General features: G+C 67.4%; 17 protein-coding genes. 10 read left to right on the top strand and 7 right to left on the bottom strand.

Features of this window, described 5'->3' with window-relative positions:
* The first annotated feature begins 1 nt into the window (after window position 1).
* The gene (locus tag DX03_RS12480; protein ID WP_038689193.1) at window positions 2-1,624 is read left to right on the top strand and encodes an FMN-binding glutamate synthase family protein; all 1,623 of its coding nucleotides are present in this window, start codon (window positions 2-4) and stop codon (window positions 1,622-1,624) included.
* A gap of 53 nt (window positions 1,625-1,677) precedes the next feature.
* Complete coding sequence (locus DX03_RS12475; protein ID WP_051598853.1) at window positions 1,678-2,175, top strand: GNAT family N-acetyltransferase; 498 nt, start codon at window positions 1,678-1,680, stop codon at window positions 2,173-2,175.
* A gap of 260 nt (window positions 2,176-2,435) precedes the next feature.
* Here DX03_RS12475 and DX03_RS12470 read toward each other — a convergent pair whose 3' ends face one another.
* Together DX03_RS12470 and DX03_RS12465 are read right to left on the bottom strand one after the other, a co-directional pair.
* A complete protein-coding gene (locus tag DX03_RS12470; RefSeq protein WP_038692330.1) occupies window positions 2,436-3,683 on the bottom strand; it encodes a TIGR03862 family flavoprotein in 1,248 nt (415 codons plus the stop codon).
* A 9-nt stretch (window positions 3,684-3,692) separates the two neighbouring features.
* The gene (locus DX03_RS12465) at window positions 3,693-4,133 is read right to left on the bottom strand and encodes an FKBP-type peptidyl-prolyl cis-trans isomerase (RefSeq protein ID WP_038689189.1); all 441 of its coding nucleotides are present in this window, start codon (window positions 4,131-4,133) and stop codon (window positions 3,693-3,695) included.
* Between the two features lie 64 nt (window positions 4,134-4,197).
* Here DX03_RS12465 and DX03_RS12460 point away from each other — a divergent pair, with 64 nt between their 5' ends.
* From DX03_RS12460 to DX03_RS12445, 4 genes are all read left to right on the top strand, one after another.
* Window positions 4,198-4,563, top strand: coding sequence for a DUF6164 family protein (locus DX03_RS12460; protein ID WP_038689187.1), 366 nt, complete (start codon window positions 4,198-4,200; stop codon window positions 4,561-4,563).
* Between the two features lie 54 nt (window positions 4,564-4,617).
* Window positions 4,618-5,373 carry a sulfurtransferase gene (locus DX03_RS12455; protein ID WP_038689185.1) on the top strand — a complete coding sequence of 252 codons (756 nt, stop codon included), beginning with the start codon at window positions 4,618-4,620 and terminating at the stop codon, window positions 5,371-5,373.
* Between the two features lie 152 nt (window positions 5,374-5,525).
* Window positions 5,526-6,512, top strand: a complete 987-nt coding sequence (locus DX03_RS12450; protein WP_038689183.1) for an LLM class flavin-dependent oxidoreductase — start codon at window positions 5,526-5,528, stop codon at window positions 6,510-6,512.
* 104 nt (window positions 6,513-6,616) lie between these two features.
* On the top strand, window positions 6,617-7,126 hold the full coding sequence (locus DX03_RS12445; protein WP_038689181.1) for a pyridoxamine 5'-phosphate oxidase family protein: 510 nt from the start codon (window positions 6,617-6,619) through the stop codon (window positions 7,124-7,126).
* A gap of 148 nt (window positions 7,127-7,274) precedes the next feature.
* Here the strand turns inward: DX03_RS12445 and DX03_RS12440 are convergent, their stop codons facing one another.
* Both DX03_RS12440 and DX03_RS12435 read right to left on the bottom strand, forming a co-directional pair.
* Complete coding sequence (locus tag DX03_RS12440) at window positions 7,275-7,931, bottom strand: exopolysaccharide biosynthesis protein (RefSeq protein ID WP_038689179.1); 657 nt, start codon at window positions 7,929-7,931, stop codon at window positions 7,275-7,277.
* Window positions 7,915-9,225: a hemolysin family protein gene (locus tag DX03_RS12435; RefSeq protein WP_038689178.1), complete on the bottom strand. Its 1,311-nt coding sequence runs from the start codon at window positions 9,223-9,225 to the stop codon at window positions 7,915-7,917. Before DX03_RS12435 ends, DX03_RS12440 begins: the two co-directional genes overlap by 17 nt.
* A 282-nt stretch (window positions 9,226-9,507) precedes the next feature.
* Here DX03_RS12435 and DX03_RS12430 point away from each other — a divergent pair, with 282 nt between their 5' ends.
* Window positions 9,508-10,134 carry a DUF47 domain-containing protein gene (locus DX03_RS12430; RefSeq protein ID WP_038689176.1) on the top strand — a complete coding sequence of 209 codons (627 nt, stop codon included), beginning with the start codon at window positions 9,508-9,510 and terminating at the stop codon, window positions 10,132-10,134.
* Window positions 10,135-10,147: 13 nt separating this feature from the next.
* Window positions 10,148-11,269 (top strand): inorganic phosphate transporter, encoded by a 1,122-nt coding sequence (locus DX03_RS12425; protein WP_038689173.1) that lies wholly within the window; start codon window positions 10,148-10,150, stop codon window positions 11,267-11,269.
* A 727-nt stretch (window positions 11,270-11,996) separates the two neighbouring features.
* Here the strand turns inward: DX03_RS12425 and DX03_RS12420 are convergent.
* The 3 genes from DX03_RS12420 to parE form a co-directional block, all read right to left on the bottom strand.
* On the bottom strand, window positions 11,997-12,548 hold the full coding sequence (locus DX03_RS12420; RefSeq protein WP_038689171.1) for a GNAT family N-acetyltransferase: 552 nt from the start codon (window positions 12,546-12,548) through the stop codon (window positions 11,997-11,999).
* 12 nt (window positions 12,549-12,560) lie between these two features.
* Entirely contained in the window at window positions 12,561-13,019 is a 459-nt protein-coding gene (locus DX03_RS12415; protein ID WP_038689169.1) for an acetyltransferase, read from the bottom strand.
* 166 nt (window positions 13,020-13,185) lie between these two features.
* A complete protein-coding gene (gene parE / locus DX03_RS12410) occupies window positions 13,186-15,075 on the bottom strand; it encodes a DNA topoisomerase IV subunit B (protein ID WP_038689167.1) in 1,890 nt (629 codons plus the stop codon).
* A 162-nt stretch (window positions 15,076-15,237) separates the two neighbouring features.
* On the opposite strand from parE, the gene DX03_RS12405 reads away from it, so the two are divergent.
* Together DX03_RS12405 and pyrG are read left to right on the top strand one after the other, a co-directional pair.
* The gene (locus DX03_RS12405) at window positions 15,238-15,477 is read left to right on the top strand and encodes a hypothetical protein (protein WP_038689165.1); all 240 of its coding nucleotides are present in this window, start codon (window positions 15,238-15,240) and stop codon (window positions 15,475-15,477) included.
* A gap of 379 nt (window positions 15,478-15,856) precedes the next feature.
* Entirely contained in the window at window positions 15,857-17,515 is a 1,659-nt protein-coding gene (pyrG, locus tag DX03_RS12400) for a CTP synthase (RefSeq protein WP_038689163.1), read from the top strand.
* Window positions 17,516-17,521 lie beyond the last annotated feature (6 nt).

The following is a 17,521-nucleotide window of genomic DNA, read 5'->3' as shown; positions in this document are numbered from 1 at the left end:
CATGCATCGTTACCTGGTCTACGTGCTCGCCATCCTGTTGTTGCCGGTCTGCCTGTGGCTGGCCACGATCTGGCCCGCCTGGTATTGGGGCGTCGGCGGCACCCTCGCGCTGGTGGTGCTGGGCACCTGGGACCTGTTGCAGAAGCGCAGCACGCTGCGCCGCAACTACCCGGTGATGGCGCATTTCCGCTACGGGCTGGAGTCGATCGGCCCGGAAATCCGCCAGTACTTCGTACAGAGCGACCTGGAGGACGTGCCGTTCTCGCGGCAGCAGCGCGCGCTGATCTACCAGCGCTCCAAGAACGAAATGGACGTGGTGCCGTTCGGTACGCTGCGCAGTACCTATGCGGTGGACTACGAATGGATCAACCATTCGCTGGCCCCCACCGAGATCGCGCACAGCGATTTCCGCGTGCTGATCGGCCCCAATTGCGCCAAGCCGTATTCGGCCAGCGTGTTCAACATCTCGGCGATGAGCTTCGGCTCGCTGTCGGCCAACGCAATCCGTGCCCTCAACGAGGGCGCGCGCCGCGGCAGTTTCTATCACGACACCGGCGAAGGCTCGATCTCGCCCTATCACCGCGAGATGGGCGGCGACCTGGTGTGGGAAATCGGCTCGGGCTACTTCGGCTGCCGCGATGACGCGGGCGGTTTCAGCGAAGAGAAGTTCGTGGCCAATGCCAACACCGATCAGGTGAAGATGATCGAGATCAAGCTGTCCCAGGGCGCCAAGCCCGGCCATGGCGGCGTGCTGCCGGCGGCCAAGGTCAGCGCGGAAATCTCGGTCACCCGTGGCGTACCGATGGGCGTGGACTGCGTGTCGCCGTCCAAGCACTCGGCGTTCAGCACGCCGGTGGAGCTGCTGCAGTTCGTGGCGCGCCTGCGTGAGTTGAGCGGTGGCAAGCCGGTCGGGTTCAAGCTGGCCATCGGCCATCCGTGGGAGTGGTTCGGCATTGCCAAGGCGATGCACGAGACCCAGCTGCTGCCGGACTTCATCGTGGTCGACGGCGCCGAAGGCGGCACCGGTGCGGCACCGGCCGAGTTCATCGACCACGTCGGTGTGCCGATGCACGAAGCGCTGCTGCTGGTCCACAACACGCTGGTCGGCCTGGACCTGCGCGACCGCATCAAGGTGGGCGCGGCCGGCAAGGTCACCAGTGCGTTCGAGATCGCGCGCACGATCGCGCTGGGCGCGGACTGGTGCAATGCCGGGCGCGGCTTCATGTTCGCGCTGGGTTGCATCCAGTCGCTGAGCTGCCACAGCGACAAATGCCCCACCGGTATCGCCACCCAGGACCCGCACCGCTGGCGCCACCTGGATGCGGCCGACAAGGCCACCCGCGTGCACAGTTACCACGACAACACCGTGCGCGCGCTGCGCGACCTGCTGTGCGCGGCCGGCTTGAACCACCCGTCCGAACTGGGCCCGGAGCACATCCTGCGGCGGGTATCGCCGGTGGAGATCCGCTCGCTGGCGTCCTTGTACCGGTACCTGGCGCCGGGTGAACTGCTGCGGCAGGTGCCCGATCACGCGGTGTTCCATGATTACTGGAGCGACGCGCGCAGCGATTCGTTCCAGCCGCCGGCGCGGATCCAGGCGCTGCGCACGAGCAAGTCGCGATGATGGCTGGAACGGTTCGTGATGGTGGGGCTGCCGGGCAGAGCCCGGCGCTACGGATGGGGACGGCCGGCGATGGCGGGGCTGCCGGGCAGAGCCCGGCGCTACGGGTGGGGACGGCCGAAGAGGCCGAGCGGCTGTGGGTGCTGCGCACCCGCTGCGTGCGTGAGCTGTGCAGTACGGCGTACCCGCCCGAGGTGATCGCGCCGTGGGCGGCCTCGCCACCGCCGGCGCAGTATGCTGCGCTGATCGCGCAGGGCGGCTGCGTGGTGGCCGAGGACGGGGCCGGGCAGCTGCTGGGGTACGGCATCCTCGACACGGCAGGCAATGAAATCGATGCGCTGTTCGTCGACCCCGACTGTGGCGGGCGTGGCATCGGCCAGGCCTTGATGCAGGCCCTGCAGGCCTTGGCCGATCCGGACAGGCCGCTGGTTCTGTCGGCCTCGCTCAATGCGGTCCCGTTCTACCAGCGCTGCGGTTTCCGGGCGCTGCGCGAGGAAACCTACCCGCACCCCAGCGGCGTCGCACTCGCCTCGGTGCGCATGCAACACCCCTGACCCGGTAGTGCCGGCCGCTGGCCGGCTCCCCGCGGTGCCCATGGATCTGCGTGGAGCCGGCCAGCGGCCGGCACTACCAGGTTGCTTCGGGGTGTGCGTGGAGCCGGCCAGCGGCCGGCACTACCAGGGTGCTTCGAGGCGTGCGTGGAGCCGGCCAGCGGCCGGCGGTATCAGGGTGCTTCGGGGCGTGCATGGAGCCGGCCGGCGGCCGGCACTACCGTTTCAACGCGGCCCGTTACCGGCGTTTCAACGCGGCCCGTTTACTGGGTCTGCAGGTACTGGATCACGCCGCGCCCGGCGCGCAGACCGCTGGCAAAGCAGGCGGTCAGCAGGTAGCCGCCGGTGGGTGCTTCCCAGTCCAGCATCTCGCCGGCGCAGAACGTGCCCGGCATCTGCCGCAGCATCAGCTGCGCGTCCAGCGCCTCCAGGCGGACGCCGCCGGCGGTGCTGATCACCTCGGCCATCGGGCGCGGGCGCAGCAGCGACAGCGGCAGGCGCTTCAATGCAGCGGCGATGCGGTCGGCGGGCAATTGGCCGGCGTCCTTGCCCAGCACTTCAAACAGCAGCGCCGACTTGACCCCGCCCAGGCCCAGCTGGCGGCGCAGGTGCTCACCGAAGCTGCGGCCCTGGCGAGGGCGCTGCAGCTTGTCCAGCAGCTGCGCCTCGGTCTGGCCGGGCAGCAGGTCCAGATGCAGCGTCACCGCGCCGTCGCGGGTGAGGGTGTCGCGCAGGTCGGCGGCCATCGCATAGATCAGGCTGCCTTCGATGCCATCGGCGCTGATCACGCATTCGCCCTGCAGCGTGCGTGGTTGACCGTCCAGCGCGATCCAATGGGCCACCAGCGGCTTCAACGGAGCACCAGCCTGGCGATCGCGGAAGTACGCGGTCCAGTCGACGTCAAAGCCGCAGTTGGCCGATTGCAGCGGCGCCATATCAATGCCGCGCGCGGCCAGCGGTGCCACCCATGCCGCATCCGAGCCAAGCTGTGGCCAGCTGCCACCGCCCATCGCCAGAACCACGGCATCGGCCTGCACCGTGACCTCGCCCTCGGGCGTTTCAAAGCGCAGGGCACCGTCGTCTGCCCAGCCGGTCCAGCGGTGCTGCACATGCAGGCGTACGCCCTGTTCCTTCAGGCGGCGCACCCAGCCACGCAGCAGCGGGGCGGCTTTGCGGTCCACCGGGAACACCCGGCCGGAACTGCCCACGTAGGTTTCCACACCGAAACCCAGCGCCCAGTCGCGCAGTGCCGGGCCATCGAAGTCGGCCAGCCATGCGCCCACCTCGCTGGCCCGCTCGCGGTAGCGCGCCACGAACACGTCGTGCGCATCGGAATGGGTCAGGTTCAGGCCGCCCTTGCCGGCGATCAGGAACTTGCGCCCGGGCGAGCCTTTGGCCTCATACACATCGACCTGGTGGCCGGCGGCGCGCACGGTTTCGGCCGCCATCAGCCCGGCCGGGCCACCGCCGATGATCGCCACACGTCGTGGGGCAGTGCTGGAAAGGGTCATGCAGGCCAATCAGCGCGGGGTGACGTCGAGCAGCTCGACATCGAACACCAGCGACGAACCGGGCCGGATCGGGCCGGCACCCCGGTCGCCGTAGCCGTATTCGGCCGGAATCATCAGGGTGCGCTTGCCGCCCACCTTCATGCCGGCGAAGCCTTCGTCCCAGCCCTTGATGACCTGGCCCTTGCCGAGGTCGAAGCTGAAAGGCTCGTCACGGTCAACCGAGCTGTCGAACTTGTCGCCGTGCTTGTCGGCGGTGCGCTCGTCGTAGATCCAGCCGGTGTAATGCACGGTCACTTTGCTGCCGGGCGTGGCCTCGGCGCCGGTGCCCGGCTGGGTATCGATCTTCTCGAACTGCGCGATCGTGCCGCCCGGGGGCGGACCGGGCGGGGTGCAGCCGGCAAGCGCCAGCAGCATCAAGGGGGCAAGCAGATAGGAGGGCAGGCGGCGCATGGCGGCTCCGGATCGCAAAAACGGGACGCAAGGGTAGCGCATCGCCGGGCGCTATCATGGGCGCATGTCGAAACTGCTGCTCAACCTGCGCAATGTCGCGGACGATGAAATCCAGGACGTGATCGCCCTGCTGGACCAGGCGGGCATCGCCCATTACCGCACCGAACCCAGCCCGTGGGGGATCTCCTGGGGCGGGATCTGGATCCGTGACAACGAGGACCTGCCGCGGGCGAAGGCGGTGATGGCGCCCTACCAGGAGGCCCGCGGGGTACGCGTGCGGGCCGAGCGCGAGGCGGCGCTGCGCGATGGCACCGCCGAAACCTTCGGCAGCCTGCTGCAGCGCCGGCCGCTGTTCGTGGTCGCCGTGCTGCTGGGCATGGTTGCCGCGGCGGCGCTGGTGTTCCTGCCGTTCGTGCTGCTGCGCGGCTGAACCGCCGGCGGCCACGGCCCCGGCAGCGGGGCGGTCGGCATTTATAATGGGCCGATGATCGCCAATACCGCCGCCTACCATTTCACCCCCATCGCCGACCCCGACGCGCTGTGCGCCACGCTGCTGGAGCGCGCCACTGCGGGCGGCCTGCGCGGCACCATTCTGGTGGCGGGCGAGGGCATCAACCTGTTCCTGGCCGGCACCGACACCGGCATTGCCGATTTCTACGCTGCCCTGCATGCCGACCCGCGCTTTGCCGGGTTGCGGGTGAAAACCAGCTACAGCCAGATGCAGCCATTCGCGCGGCTCAAGGCCAAGGTCAAGCCGGAGATCATCAGCTTCCGCATCGACGACGGGCAGCCGCTGGCCTACCCGCGCGCCCCGTCGGTGGACCCGGCCACGGTGCAGCGCTGGCTGCGCCAGGGCCATGACGATGCCGGCAAGCCGGTGGTGATGCTGGACACCCGCAACACCCAGGAAATCGAGTACGGCACCTTCCAGGACGCGCTGGTGCTGCCGATCACCAAGTTCACCGACCTGCCGGATGCACTCGCGCCGCACCGCGAGGCGCTGCGCGACAGCACCGTGGTCAGCTTCTGCACCGGCGGCATCCGCTGTGAAAAGGCCGCGTTGTGGATGCGCAACGACGGCATGGACAACGTGCTGCAGCTGGACGGCGGCATCCTGGGGTACTTCGAGGCCGTCGGCGGCGAAGGCTACGAGGGCCGGTGCTTCGTGTTCGACGAGCGCGTGGCGCTGGACGCGGACTTGCAGCCGCTGGTCGATCAACCCGGTACCGAAGCCGCCTGAGCGCTGGCGGCCGGGCAGGGCGCGGCACGACCGGCAGCTACGCGGCATCCTCACGAAGCCGAACCGCAGGAATCAGCATCCCGCCACCGGCACTGGCGGCGGGCGGTGGCCAGCCCCATCTGGGTGGGATGACTTCTGGAGGGAACGCGTCCATGCAATTGTCGATTCTTGATCTGGCCCCCGTGTGTGAGGGCAGTGACACCACCCAGGCCTTCGCCAACATGCTGGACCTGGCCCAGCACGCCGAAGGCTGGGGCTACCACCGCTACTGGCTGGCCGAGCACCACAACATGCCGGGCATCGCCAGCGCCGCCACGGCCGTGCTGATCGGCCACGTGGCCGGCGGCACCCGGCGCATCCGCGTCGGCGCCGGCGGCATCATGCTGCCCAACCATTCGCCGCTGCAGGTGGCCGAGCAGTTCGGCACGCTGGCCTCGCTCTACCCCGATCGCATCGATCTGGGCCTGGGCCGCGCGCCCGGCACCGACCAGCCCACCGCGCGCGCCCTGCGCCGCTACTTCGACAGCGCCGACCAGTTCCCCCAGGACGTGCGCGAACTGCTGCATTACTTCGAACCGGCACAGACCGGCCAGGCCGTGCGCGCCGTGCCCGGTGCGGGCATCCCGGTGCCGGTGTGGCTGCTTGGCTCCAGCCTGTTCAGCGCGCGCCTGGCCGCCGCGATGGGCCTGCCGTTCGCGTTCGCGTCGCACTTCGCGCCCGATGCGATGGACGAGGCGCTGGCGGTGTATCGCCGCGAGTTCCGCCGGTCGCAGTACCTGGAGGCCCCGTACGCGGTGCTGGGCATCAACGTGGTGGCGGCCGAGTCGGAAGCCGAGGCCAAGCGTCTGTTCACGACCCAGCAGCAGAGCTTCGTCAACCTGCGGCGCGGCAAGCCGGGGCTGATTCCGCCACCGATCGACGACATCGAAGACTTCTGGCAGCCGCATGAAAAGCTGGGCGTGCAGAACGCGCTGGCCTGCGCGGTGGTCGGTGACGTGCGCCAGGTGGGCGAGGGCATGGCGGCGTTCGCTGCGCGCCACAAGCCCGATGAACTGCTGCTCACGGCCAACATCTTCGACCATGCCGCGCGCAAGCGCTCGTTCGGGCTGGCGATGCAGGCGTGGAAGGCCAACGCGTAAGAACACCGTTGCGAATGCGCGCGAAGGCGGCGTGACCGCATGGTTCACGCTGCCGTGGCTGCCGATCGGCTGTGATGGGGGCTCCCGTTTCAGGAGCTACGTCCATGGCAGAACACGACCGCCAACAGCACATCAAACAACTGGCGGGCATGATCCGCGATGTCGACATCGCCATGTTCACTACCGTCGGTGTCGACGGCCGGCTCTACAGCCGTCCGCTCGGCACGCAGGAAGTCGAGTTCGATGGCGACCTCTGGTTCGCCACCGAAGCCGACAGCCCCAAGGTGGCCGAGATCGCGCTCAACCCGCGCGTCAACGTGTCCTATTCCTCGCCCTCGGGCAACACCTATGTGTCGGTCGCCGGCACCGCGCGCATCGTCGATGACCGCGCGAGGATCGAGGAACTGTGGTCGCCGGCGATGAAGCTGTTCTTCCCCGGCGGCAAGGACGACCCCAACCTGCGCCTGATCCACGTCAGCGCCGAATCGGCCGAGTATTGGGACGGCCCGGGCGGTCTGCTGGGTAGCGCGCTGTATTTCGTGTTGTCGGCCGTTACGGACGACCCGGGCGCGTTGTCGGATACCGGTACGGTGGATCTCAAGCCTGGGGCGTGATGGTTGGGCGGTTTTTGGGGCAGGTTTTGGGGCGATTTCCGGGAAGCCGACCAACGGTCGGCTCTACCTGTTCGGTGGGTAGCCGACCAACGGTCGGCTCTACCCCGGGGGCTCGCGTCGGTAGGCGCCGACCGTTGGTCGGTGCGTCTCAGAACCAGCGCTGGACCTGTTCCACCGTGTAGCTCACCAACTGGCCGGAGCTGAAGCCGAAGAACAGCACGGCGGCCAGCGCGCCGATCCAGTTCAACAACATCAGCATGCCGTCGCGTTCCAGCAGCGCCAGCGCGAACAACAGCAGCTGGAAGCCGAACAGGTAGTTGGTGAACGGGATCGGCAGCGACAGCAGCACCGCCACCAGGATCAGCAGCAGGCCGGTGAGCGCGTGCGCCGGCAGTGGCACCAGCAGCGTGGGCAGGCGCGGCTTCAGCAGCTTGTCCAGCCGCCGCAGGGGGCCGTCGATACGGGCCAGGAACCGGTGCATCGTGCCGCGCTTCGGACCGCGGTTGGCAATGAACTTCGGCAGCCACGGCCGGCGCAGGCCGAACAGCATCTGACCGCCGATCAGCAGGATCAGCGGGCCACTCACCGCGCCGCCCACCCCGGGAATCGGGATGAAGGCCGGCAGGATCGCCACGAACAGGAACACGCCGAACGCGCTCTGCTGCAGGTCCTGCAGGATCTTGCCCAGCAGCAGCCGCTCCTCCGGGTCGCCGTGGTCGAACATCGCCAGCAACGTGCGGATGCCTTCGTTGCGGTACGCCGGGCGCCCCTCGTCCGGCGGAATTGGATCAGCCGGTGAGTTCATCGGTCTCTTCTTCGGACAGCGTGCGCAGCAGCAGCTTGTCCACCCGCGCACCGTCCAGGTCGACGATCTCGATGCGCCAGCCGGCCCAGTCGAAATACTCGCCCGCATGCGGAATGCGCCCGAAGAAGTGGATGCACATGCCGGCCAGCGTGTAGTAGTCGCCGTCCTCGGCGTCGGGCAGTTCGGCATTGCCCATCAGTTCGCGCAGGTCTTCGATCGACAGCGAGCCATCGACCAGGTAGGAGCCGTCCTCACGGGTCACCACCAGGGCGTCCTCGTCCACGTTCTCCACCGACTGCAGGCGGCCGACCACCGCGCCCATCAGGTCGCTGATGGTCACCAGACCCTGGATCTCGCCGTACTCGTCCACCACCAGCGCCATCGACTGCTGTTCCTCGCGGAAGATCTCCAGCAGCTTCATCGCATGGGTGGATTCGGACACATACAGCGGCTCGCGCAGCTGCTGGAACAGCGAATGGTCATCGCGCACCAGGCGCGTCACCAGGCTCTTCACTTCCAGCACGCCCACGATGTCCTGGTCGTTGTCGCGGTACACCGGGTATCGGGAGAACTCGTTCTCGCGCATCGTGGCGATGTTCTTCTCCGGGTCGGCCACGGTGTCCAGCCAGGCGATCCGGTTGCGCGGGGTCATCAGGCTGTCGGCGGTCCGGTCGCCCAGGCGCATCACCCGGTTCATCATGTCGCGCTCGTGCGCGTCGATGACCCCGGCCTCGTGGCTTTCGGCCACCAGCATGCGGATCTCCTCTTCGGTCACCGATGCGGCCTCGTCCTTGCCCAGGCCCAGCACGCGCAGCACCAGCCGGGTGCTGTGCGAGAGCAGCCACACCGCCGGGAAGGCGATCCGGGACAGCCAGCCCATCGGCCAGGCGACCAGCCCGGCGATGTCCTCCGAGCGGGTGATCGCCAGCCGCTTGGGCACCAGTTCGCCGAAGATCAGCGTCAGAAAGGTGATCAGGGCCACGGCCAGTGCCTTGCCCACTTCACTGGCATAGGCAAAGGCGGGGAACACACCGTGCAGCCACTCGGCGATGGCCAGGCCGATCGCCTCGCCGCCGAACACACCGGTCAGGATGCCGATCAGGGTGATCCCGATCTGCACCGTGGACAGGAAGCTTTCGGGCTTTTCAGACAGTTCCAGCGCGCGTGCGGCGCGCTTGCTGGTGCCGGCCATCTGCTTCAGGCGGCTCTTGCGCGAAGTCATGACCGACATCTCGGACATGGCAAAGAAGCCGTTGATCAGGATCAGGGCCAGGACAATAATCAGTTCAAACACGGGCGTCGTCCCCGGTTGGTGGCAGGGAGGGCGTGTTCAAGCGATGGCGGCTACCGTAGGGCGCGTGAGCGCGGCGGTGCGGCGGGGGGTAAGGGTCGTCGTCCATAGAGTGCGCCCGAAGGCGCCCGCGCATCTTAACAAAAGGCCGGGGCAGGGAAGCAAACAGAGTCGTTCAGGCAGCCCCTTTGCGGCGTGAAGACAGGGGGGAGTACCCGGAGTGGACATCAAACCGTCATAATTCCGCCCGGTGCCGTCCTTCCTCGACGGCGAATAGGTTTCTCAATGTTCTCTCTGCAGACCATTTTCGGCTCCGGCAAACAGTTCTACACCCTGCTGGACGAGGCTGCCCAGGCCGCCCAGGACAGCGCCAAGGCGCTGCACGCCATGCTGCGCGATTCGGACCGCCAGCCGGCGCTGGACGCCTTCAAGCTGGCCCGCCTGCGCGAACGTGCCGCCTCGGACAAGATCAGCCAGGCCCTGGTGGACAGCTTCATGACCCCGATCGAGCGCGAGGACATCGAAGCGCTGGGTTCGGCCCTGTACAAGATCCCCAAGCAGGTCGAGAAGTTCGCCGACCGCTACTCGCTGGCCACCGCCCACCTGGAGCACATCGATTTCGCGCCGCGCGCGGCGATGCTCGAACAGGCCGCCAGCGTGGTGGTGGAGATGGTCAACGACCTGCGCCACATGAATCTGGACCGGATGACCGCGCTCAACGAGAAGCTGCGCTCGCTGGAGAACGAAGCCGACCGCCTGATGCTCGAGCTGTACCGCGACATCTACTCCGGCCGCCTGGACAACCTGCAGATGTTCCTGCTCAAGGAGTTCTTCGAGATCCTGGAAAAAGCCATCGACCGTTGCCGCGAGGCCGGTGTGGTGGCGTACCAGATCGTGCTGAAGAACAGCTGACGGACGCCAGAGCATGCTGACCCTTGTCCTGGTGGTGATCCTGGCCGCGCTCGTCTTCGAGTTCATCAACGGCTTCCACGACACCGCCAACTCCATCGCCACCGTGGTGGCGACCAAAGTGCTCTCGCCCGGTTGGGCGGTGATGCTCGCGGCTTTCATGAACCTCATCGGCGCCCTGACCGGCACCGCCGTGGCGCTGACCATCGCTTCGGGCCTGCTCAACACCAACGTGGTCGATGTGACCCCGCAGGTGATCCTGTGCGCGCTGCTGGGCGGCATCATCTGGAACCTGATCACCTGGTGGAAGGGCCTGCCTTCGTCGTCCTCGCACGCCCTGATCGGCGGCCTGTGCGGCGCTGGCCTGGCCGCGGCCCACAACAACTGGGATGCGTTGATCTGGTCCGAGCGGATCGGCACCTGGGCCCAGAACAAGGGCCTGCTGTGGAAGGTGTTCCTGCCGATGATCACCTCGCCGGTGGCCGGCTTCCTGCTGGGCATCGTGGTGATGCTGCTGCTGTGGGCGATCATCGCCGGCATGGCCAAGGCCGGTGGCTGGCTCGGGCGCCTGGCGCGTCCGCGCATCGTCAATGCGTTCTTCGGCAAGGCACAGATCGTGTCGGCGGCCTACATGGGCTTCGCCCACGGCCACAACGACGCGCAGAAGACCATGGGCATCATCGCCATGACCCTGATCGGCGCCGAGGCGACCGGTGCGCTGAACGACCTGCCGTCGTGGCTGGCCTTCATGCACCCGCAGGCCAGTGCCGGTGACGGCATCGCCATGTGGATCGTGTTGACCTGCGCGGTGGTGATGGCGGCCGGTACGGCGTCGGGTGGCTGGAAGATCATCAAGACCCTGGGTCACAAGATGGTCAAGCTGCATCCGATCCACGGCTTCGCCGCAGAAACCAGCTCGGCCACGATCCTGACCCTGGCGGCGCATTTCGGCATGCCGGTCTCGACCACGCACAGCATCTCCACCGCGATCATGGGCGTGGGTTACGCCAAGAACCCGCGTTCGCTGCGCTTCGGCGTGATCGAGCGCATCGTCTGGGCCTGGATCCTCACGATCCCGGCGGCAGGCGGCTGCGCATACCTGATCCTGCGCCTGTTCGAACTGTTCGGCTGGGCATAAGCCTGCGCACTGTAGAGCCGGGCTCTGCCCGGCTGCCACAAAAAACCCGCCGAAAGGCGGGTTTTTTGTGGGCACAAGCAACGCATCAGACAGGCATGCCCGACAGATCCCGGCGACGCCGCGGCAGGACGCGGGCCCTCGGCCCGCGTTCCCGCACGCCGGGGCGCCGAATGCAGGACACCGGGATGCTGGATGCCGTCACGCCGAACGCCGGGACGCCGGTAGGGTCGCGCCCCAGCCGACTGCCGTGAACCCCCGCCGCCGCGATATCGGCATGGAAATGATCGGCATCTGAGTGCGATGAGGCGGGATGTCGTTCGACGGTCATGCCACCATCGAACGTTGCGCCGTTATCGGCAGTCGGCCGGGGCGCGACCCTACCTTGGGTGCCCATTGCTGCGGGACGCATCGGCACGACCCTATCGGTGTTGGCCCATGCGACGCGTTGGTCCGGCACGCGCTTCGGTAGGGTCGCGCCCCAGCCGACTGCCGTGAACCCCCGCCGCCGCGATATCGGCATGGAAATGATCGGCATCCGCGTACGGTGAAAGGCGGGGTGCCGTTCGAAGATCACGCCACCATCGAACGTTGCGCCGTTATCGGCAGTCGGCCGGGGCGCGACCCTACCGGGGTCGCCATTGTCGCAGGACGCGTCGGCGCGCCCCGACCGGGATCCATCGCAGCAGGACGCATCGCCCCCAACCGGTGTCCGCCCCCGACACACTGCTCAGGCGCTGCGGTCCCCCGCCAGCAAGCCATACAACGCCGAGTCGGACAGCTCCCCGCCCACGCACCAGCGCTCGCGCAGCAGGCCTTCGCGCTGGAAGCCGATCCGTTCCAGCACCCGGGCCGACGGCACGTTGCGCGGGTCGATCTCGGCCTCCAGCCGGCGCAGGCCGCGGTCGTCCAGCAGGTGGTCGATGAAACACTGCAGCGCTTCGCGCATGTAGCCCTTGCCCTGCGCCTCGGGCGCCAGGTGGTAGCCGATCTCGGCGCGGCGTGAATCGGCATCGAGCGCAAACACCACGCAGATGCCGAGCAGCGGCGCGTCGGCGTGCTCGCGGATGCCCAGCTTGAGCTGGGTGCCGGCCCGCATCGCCGTCAGGTCGTCCAGGATCTGCGCGTAGGCCTGCTTGATGTCGGTCCAGGCGGGGTGGTTCCAGTAGCGCATCACCGCCGGATCGGACTGGATGGCGAACAGGGCGGCGCCGTCGCTGGCGCGGATCGGGCTCAGTACCAGGCGCGCGCTGTGGAGCTGCAGGGTCGGGTCGAAATACATGGGAACACTCGATCAGGAAGAGGGGCCGGCCGCGCCGGGCAGCGCCATGTGCAGCAATGGATACGGTTGATCCTGGCCATCCAGCGGCGAGCGCCCGGTGACGACGAAGCCAAGGTGCTGGTAGAAGCCGACCGCCTGCGGGTTCTGTTCGTTGACGTCCAGTGCGGTGGCACCGAGCGTCTCGATGGCATGTCGCAGCAGGTGTTTGCCGATGCCGCCGCCGCGCCGCTGCGGGTGGATGAACAACATTTCGATGCGGCCTTCGGCGACCCCGACGAAGCCGTCGATCGCGCCTTGCGCATCGCAATACACCCACAGGTCCACCGCGGCCAGATACACCTCGCGGATCAGCGGTCGCAGCGTCTGGATGGCGTGCTCGGGCAGGAAGTCGTGGGTGGCCCGTACCGATGCCTCCCACACGTCGGTGATGGCGTCGTAGTCGGCGGGCAGGGCGGGGCGGATGGCGATCATCTGAAGGTCTGGCGGTGAACCGTGTTCGATTATCGCCGTTTCCCGCACACGACCGCGCCTGCAGAGGTTCAGGGTGCATTACCGGCCCGTCACACGGACGGCAGAAGAACAAAAAAAAGCCCGCCGGTAGGCGGGCTTTCTCATCGGGCGGTGGCTGGCGCTGCGATCAGACTTCCAGCGAGGCCAGGTCGCCCTTGTTCTCCAGCCACTGCTTGCGGTCGCCCGCGCGTTTCTTGGCCAGCAGCATGTCCATCAGCGAATGGGTCTGTTCGCCATCGTCGATGGTCAGCTGCACCAGGCGGCGCGTATCGGGGTGGATGGTCGACTCGCGCAGCTGCGGCGGATTCATCTCGCCCAAGCCCTTGAAGCGGGTCACACTGACCGTGCCCTTGATCTTCTCGCGCTCGATCTTGTCCAGCATGGTGCGCTTTTCTTCTTCATCCAGGGCGTAGAACACCTGCTTGCCCACGTCGATACGGAACAGCGGCGGCATCGCCACGAACACGTGGCCGGCATCGACCAGCGCCGGGAAATGCTTCAGGAACAGGGCGGTCAGCAGCGTGGCGATGTGCAGACCGTCCGAGTCGGCGTCGGCCAGGATCACCACCTTGCCGTAACGCAGCCCGCTGATGTCGTCTTTGCCCGGATCGCAGCCGATCGCGATGGCCAGGTTGTGCACTTCCTCCGAGGCCAGCACGCTGCCCGAGGACACTTCCCAGGTGTTCAGGATCTTGCCGCGCAGCGGCATGATCGCCTGGAAGTCCTTGTCGCGCGCCTGCTTGGCACTGCCGCCGGCCGAGTCGCCTTCCACCAGGAACAGCTCGGTGCGCGACAGGTCCTGGCTGATGCAGTCGGCCAGCTTGCCGGGCAGGGCAGGGCCCTGGGTGACCTTCTTGCGGGTCACCAGCTTTTCGGTCTTGAGGCGCGCGCTGGCGCGCTCGATGGCCAGCTGGGCGATCTTCTCGCCCATGTCCACGTTCTGGTTCAACAGCAGGCTGAAGGCATCATGCGCGGCACCCTCGACGAACCCGGCGGCCTGGCGCGAGGACAGGCGCTCCTTGGTCTGGCCGCTGAACTGCGGGTCGGTCATCTTCAGCGACAGCACGAACGACACCCGGTCCCACACGTCTTCCGGGGCCAGTTTGACCCCGCGCGGCAGCAGGTTGCGGAAGTCGCAGAACTCGCGCAGCGCCTCGGTCAGGCCGGTGCGCAGGCCATTGGCATGGGTGCCGTGCTGGGCGGTTGGAATCAGGTTGACGTAGCTTTCCTGGACCAGCTCGCCTTCCGGAATCCAGGCCAGGGCCCAGTCCACGATCTCGTTCTCTTTCTTCAGGTGGCCCACGAACAGGTCGGCCGGCAGCATCTCGCGCTCGCCCAGCTCGGCCTTGAGGTAATCGCTCAGGCCATCTTCGTAGTACCAGGTGTCCTGCTCGTCGGTGGCTTCGTCGCGCAGCTTCACGGTCAGGCCGGGGCACAGCACCGCCTTGGCGCGCAGCAGGTGGCGCAGGGCGCGCAGGTTGTACTTGGGCGTATCGAAGTACTTCGGGTCGGCCCAGAAGCGCACGCGGGTACCGGTGTTCTTCTTGCCGACACTGCCCACCACTTCCAGCGGGCTGGCGCGGTCGCCATTGCGGAAGGTGATGCGGTGTTCGCTGCCCTCGCGCTTGATGTGCACCTCGACCAGGGTCGACAGCGCATTGACCACGCTCACGCCCACGCCGTGAAGGCCGCCGGAGAAGGTGTAGTTCTTGTTGTTGAACTTGCCGCCCGCGTGCAGGCGGGTCAGGATCAGCTCGACGCCGGGGATCTTCTCCTCGGGGTGGATGTCCACCGGCATGCCGCGGCCGTCATCGCTGACCTCGCAGCTGCCGTCCTTGTACAGGGTGACCTCGACCGTACGGGCATGCCCGGCCAGGGCCTCATCGACGGCATTGTCGATGACTTCCTGCGCCAGATGGTTCGGGCGGGCGGTGTCGGTGTACATGCCGGGGCGGCGCTTGACCGGGTCCAGGCCGGACAGGACTTCAATATCGGCGGCGTTATAACGGGCGTTCATCTGTTTTCATATAGCGCAAAGCGACGGCGAAGTTTGCGGTCTGGACGGTTTTTTTGCACGCCGCACGTTCAGGGGGCGGCCGACCAGGGTTGGATACACTGTGCGTGGTGGAAACCGTACCCCGGCGACCCCGTCCCAAGCCGATACCGCGAGGAGTGACCCATGAAGAAGTTGCTGACCATCGTTGCCATTGCCGCCGCCGTCGTGGCCGTGCCGTTGGCCATGGCCCAGAACGCCGGACAGGGCCAGCCCACGCCGCAGCAGGGCGAGCAGGCCGACAAGGCGCAGTCCGAGGCGGACGCCAAGGCCAAGCGCCGGGCCCAGGCCACGGCCGACATGAAGGCCAAGGGCGCGCAGGCTCCGCAGAAGGAAGAAGAGGAAGAGGCCAAAAAGAAGCGCTGAGCCTTCTTCTGCTGCCATGGGCGCCCCGGCCTTGCCGGGGCGCCTTTTTTTGTGGGGACCGCAATCCAGTGCTTGGGCTTGCGGCCTCCAATCTGTAAACTAGCGCTTTCCGGGAGCAGTGCGTGTCATCCATCAGCGAATGGACTGGCCTGATCGTGCGCGATCGCCAGCAGGGTAGGCAGGAGGTGACGGTCCCAACGGCGACCGGCACGGCCACCCCGACCTCGCCGACCGGTCCCCGCACTGCCTCCCCGATCCCGTCCCCGGCGCGTGTTTCCACCGTCCCGGCCGACCGGATCCGCCCCCCTTTCCCCTTCACGTCGTCCGTCGCCCTGCGCGCCGGCGCCGTCTCCCCCTTCCTGACAGGACACCCCCAGCCATGACTCCCTTGATCTTCGTAACCGGCGGCGTAGTGTCCTCGCTCGGCAAAGGCATTGCCGCCGCGTCACTTGCCTCCATCCTTGAAGCCCGTGGCCTCACCGTCACGATGATGAAGCTCGACCCGTACATCAACGTCGATCCGGGCACCATGAGCCCGTTCCAGCACGGCGAGGTCTACGTCACCGACGACGGCGCCGAGACCGACCTGGACCTGGGCCATTACGAGCGCTTCGTGCGTACCCGCCTGAGCCGCAAGAATTCGGTCACCACCGGCCGCATCTACGAGAACGTGATCCGCAAGGAGCGTCGCGGCGACTACCTGGGCGCCACCGTGCAGGTCATCCCGCACATCACCGACGAGATCCGCCGCTGCATGGACGAGGCCACCGAAGGCTTCGACGTGGCCCTGGTCGAGATCGGCGGCACCGTGGGCGACATCGAGTCGCTGCCGTTCCTGGAGGCGATCCGCCAGGTGCGCACCGAGCGCGGCCCGGAAAAGGCGCTGTTCATGCACCTGACCCTGGTGCCGTACATCGCCGCCGCCGGCGAGCTGAAGACCAAGCCCACCCAGCACTCGGTCAAGGAACTGCGCTCGATCGGCATCCAGCCGGACGTGCTGCTGTGCCGTTCCGAGCAGGTGGTGCCGGACTCGGAGCGCCGCAAGATCGCCCAGTTCACCAACGTCTCCGAGCGCGCGGTGATCAGCGTGCCGGACGTGGACGTGCTGTACCGCATCCCGATGGGCCTGCACGCCCAGGGCCTGGATGACATCGTCATCAACCAATTCAAGCTCGGCGACAAGGCCGGCCCGGCCGACCTGCACGAGTGGGAAGCGGCGGTGGACGCCACCCTGCACCCGCTGGACGAGGTCACCATCGCGGTGGTCGGCAAGTATGTCGACCACCAGGATGCCTACAAGTCGGTCGGTGAAGCGCTCAAGCACGGCGGCCTGCGCCAGCGCACCAAGGTCAACCTGAAGTGGCTGGAAGCCCAGGACCTGGAAGGCAGCGACATGGGCGCGCTGAAGGACGTCGACGGCATCCTGGTGCCGGGCGGCTTCGGCGACCGCGGCTTCGAAGGCAAGGTGCTGACCTCGCAGTTCGCCCGCGAGCAGCAGGTGCCGTACTTCGGCATCTGCTACGGCATGCAGGCCGCGGTGGTTGATTTCGCCCGCCACGTGGCCGGCCTGGAAGGCGCCAACAGCACCGAGAACGATCGCCAGTCGCCGAACCCGGTGATCGGCCTGATCACCGAATGGCGCACCGCCACCGGCGATGTGGAAAAGCGTGACGACAAGAGCGACCTCGGCGGCACCATGCGCCTGGGCCTGCAGGAGCAGCGCCTGAAGCCGGGCACCCTGGCCCGCGAGCTGTACGGCAAGGACGTGGTGTCCGAGCGCCACCGCCACCGCTACGAGTTCAACAACCGCTACCGCACCCAGCTGGAAGATGCCGGCCTGGTGATCGCCGGCAAGTCGATGGACGACACCCTGGTGGAAGTGGTGGAACTGTCGCGCGACCAGCACCCGTGGTTCCTGGCGTGCCAGGCCCACCCCGAGTTCCTGTCCACCCCGCGCGATGGCCACCCGCTGTTCATCGGGTTCATTCGTGCCGCGCGTGAGCGCAAGTCCGGCGCCCCGCTGGACGCGGGCGCCTGATCGCGC

This window comes from Stenotrophomonas rhizophila, assembly GCF_000661955.1.
GTDB lineage: Bacteria > Pseudomonadota > Gammaproteobacteria > Xanthomonadales > Xanthomonadaceae > Stenotrophomonas > Stenotrophomonas rhizophila.
Note: the sequence above shows the minus strand (reverse complement) of the source record. Positions and strands in the feature narration are given on the sequence as shown.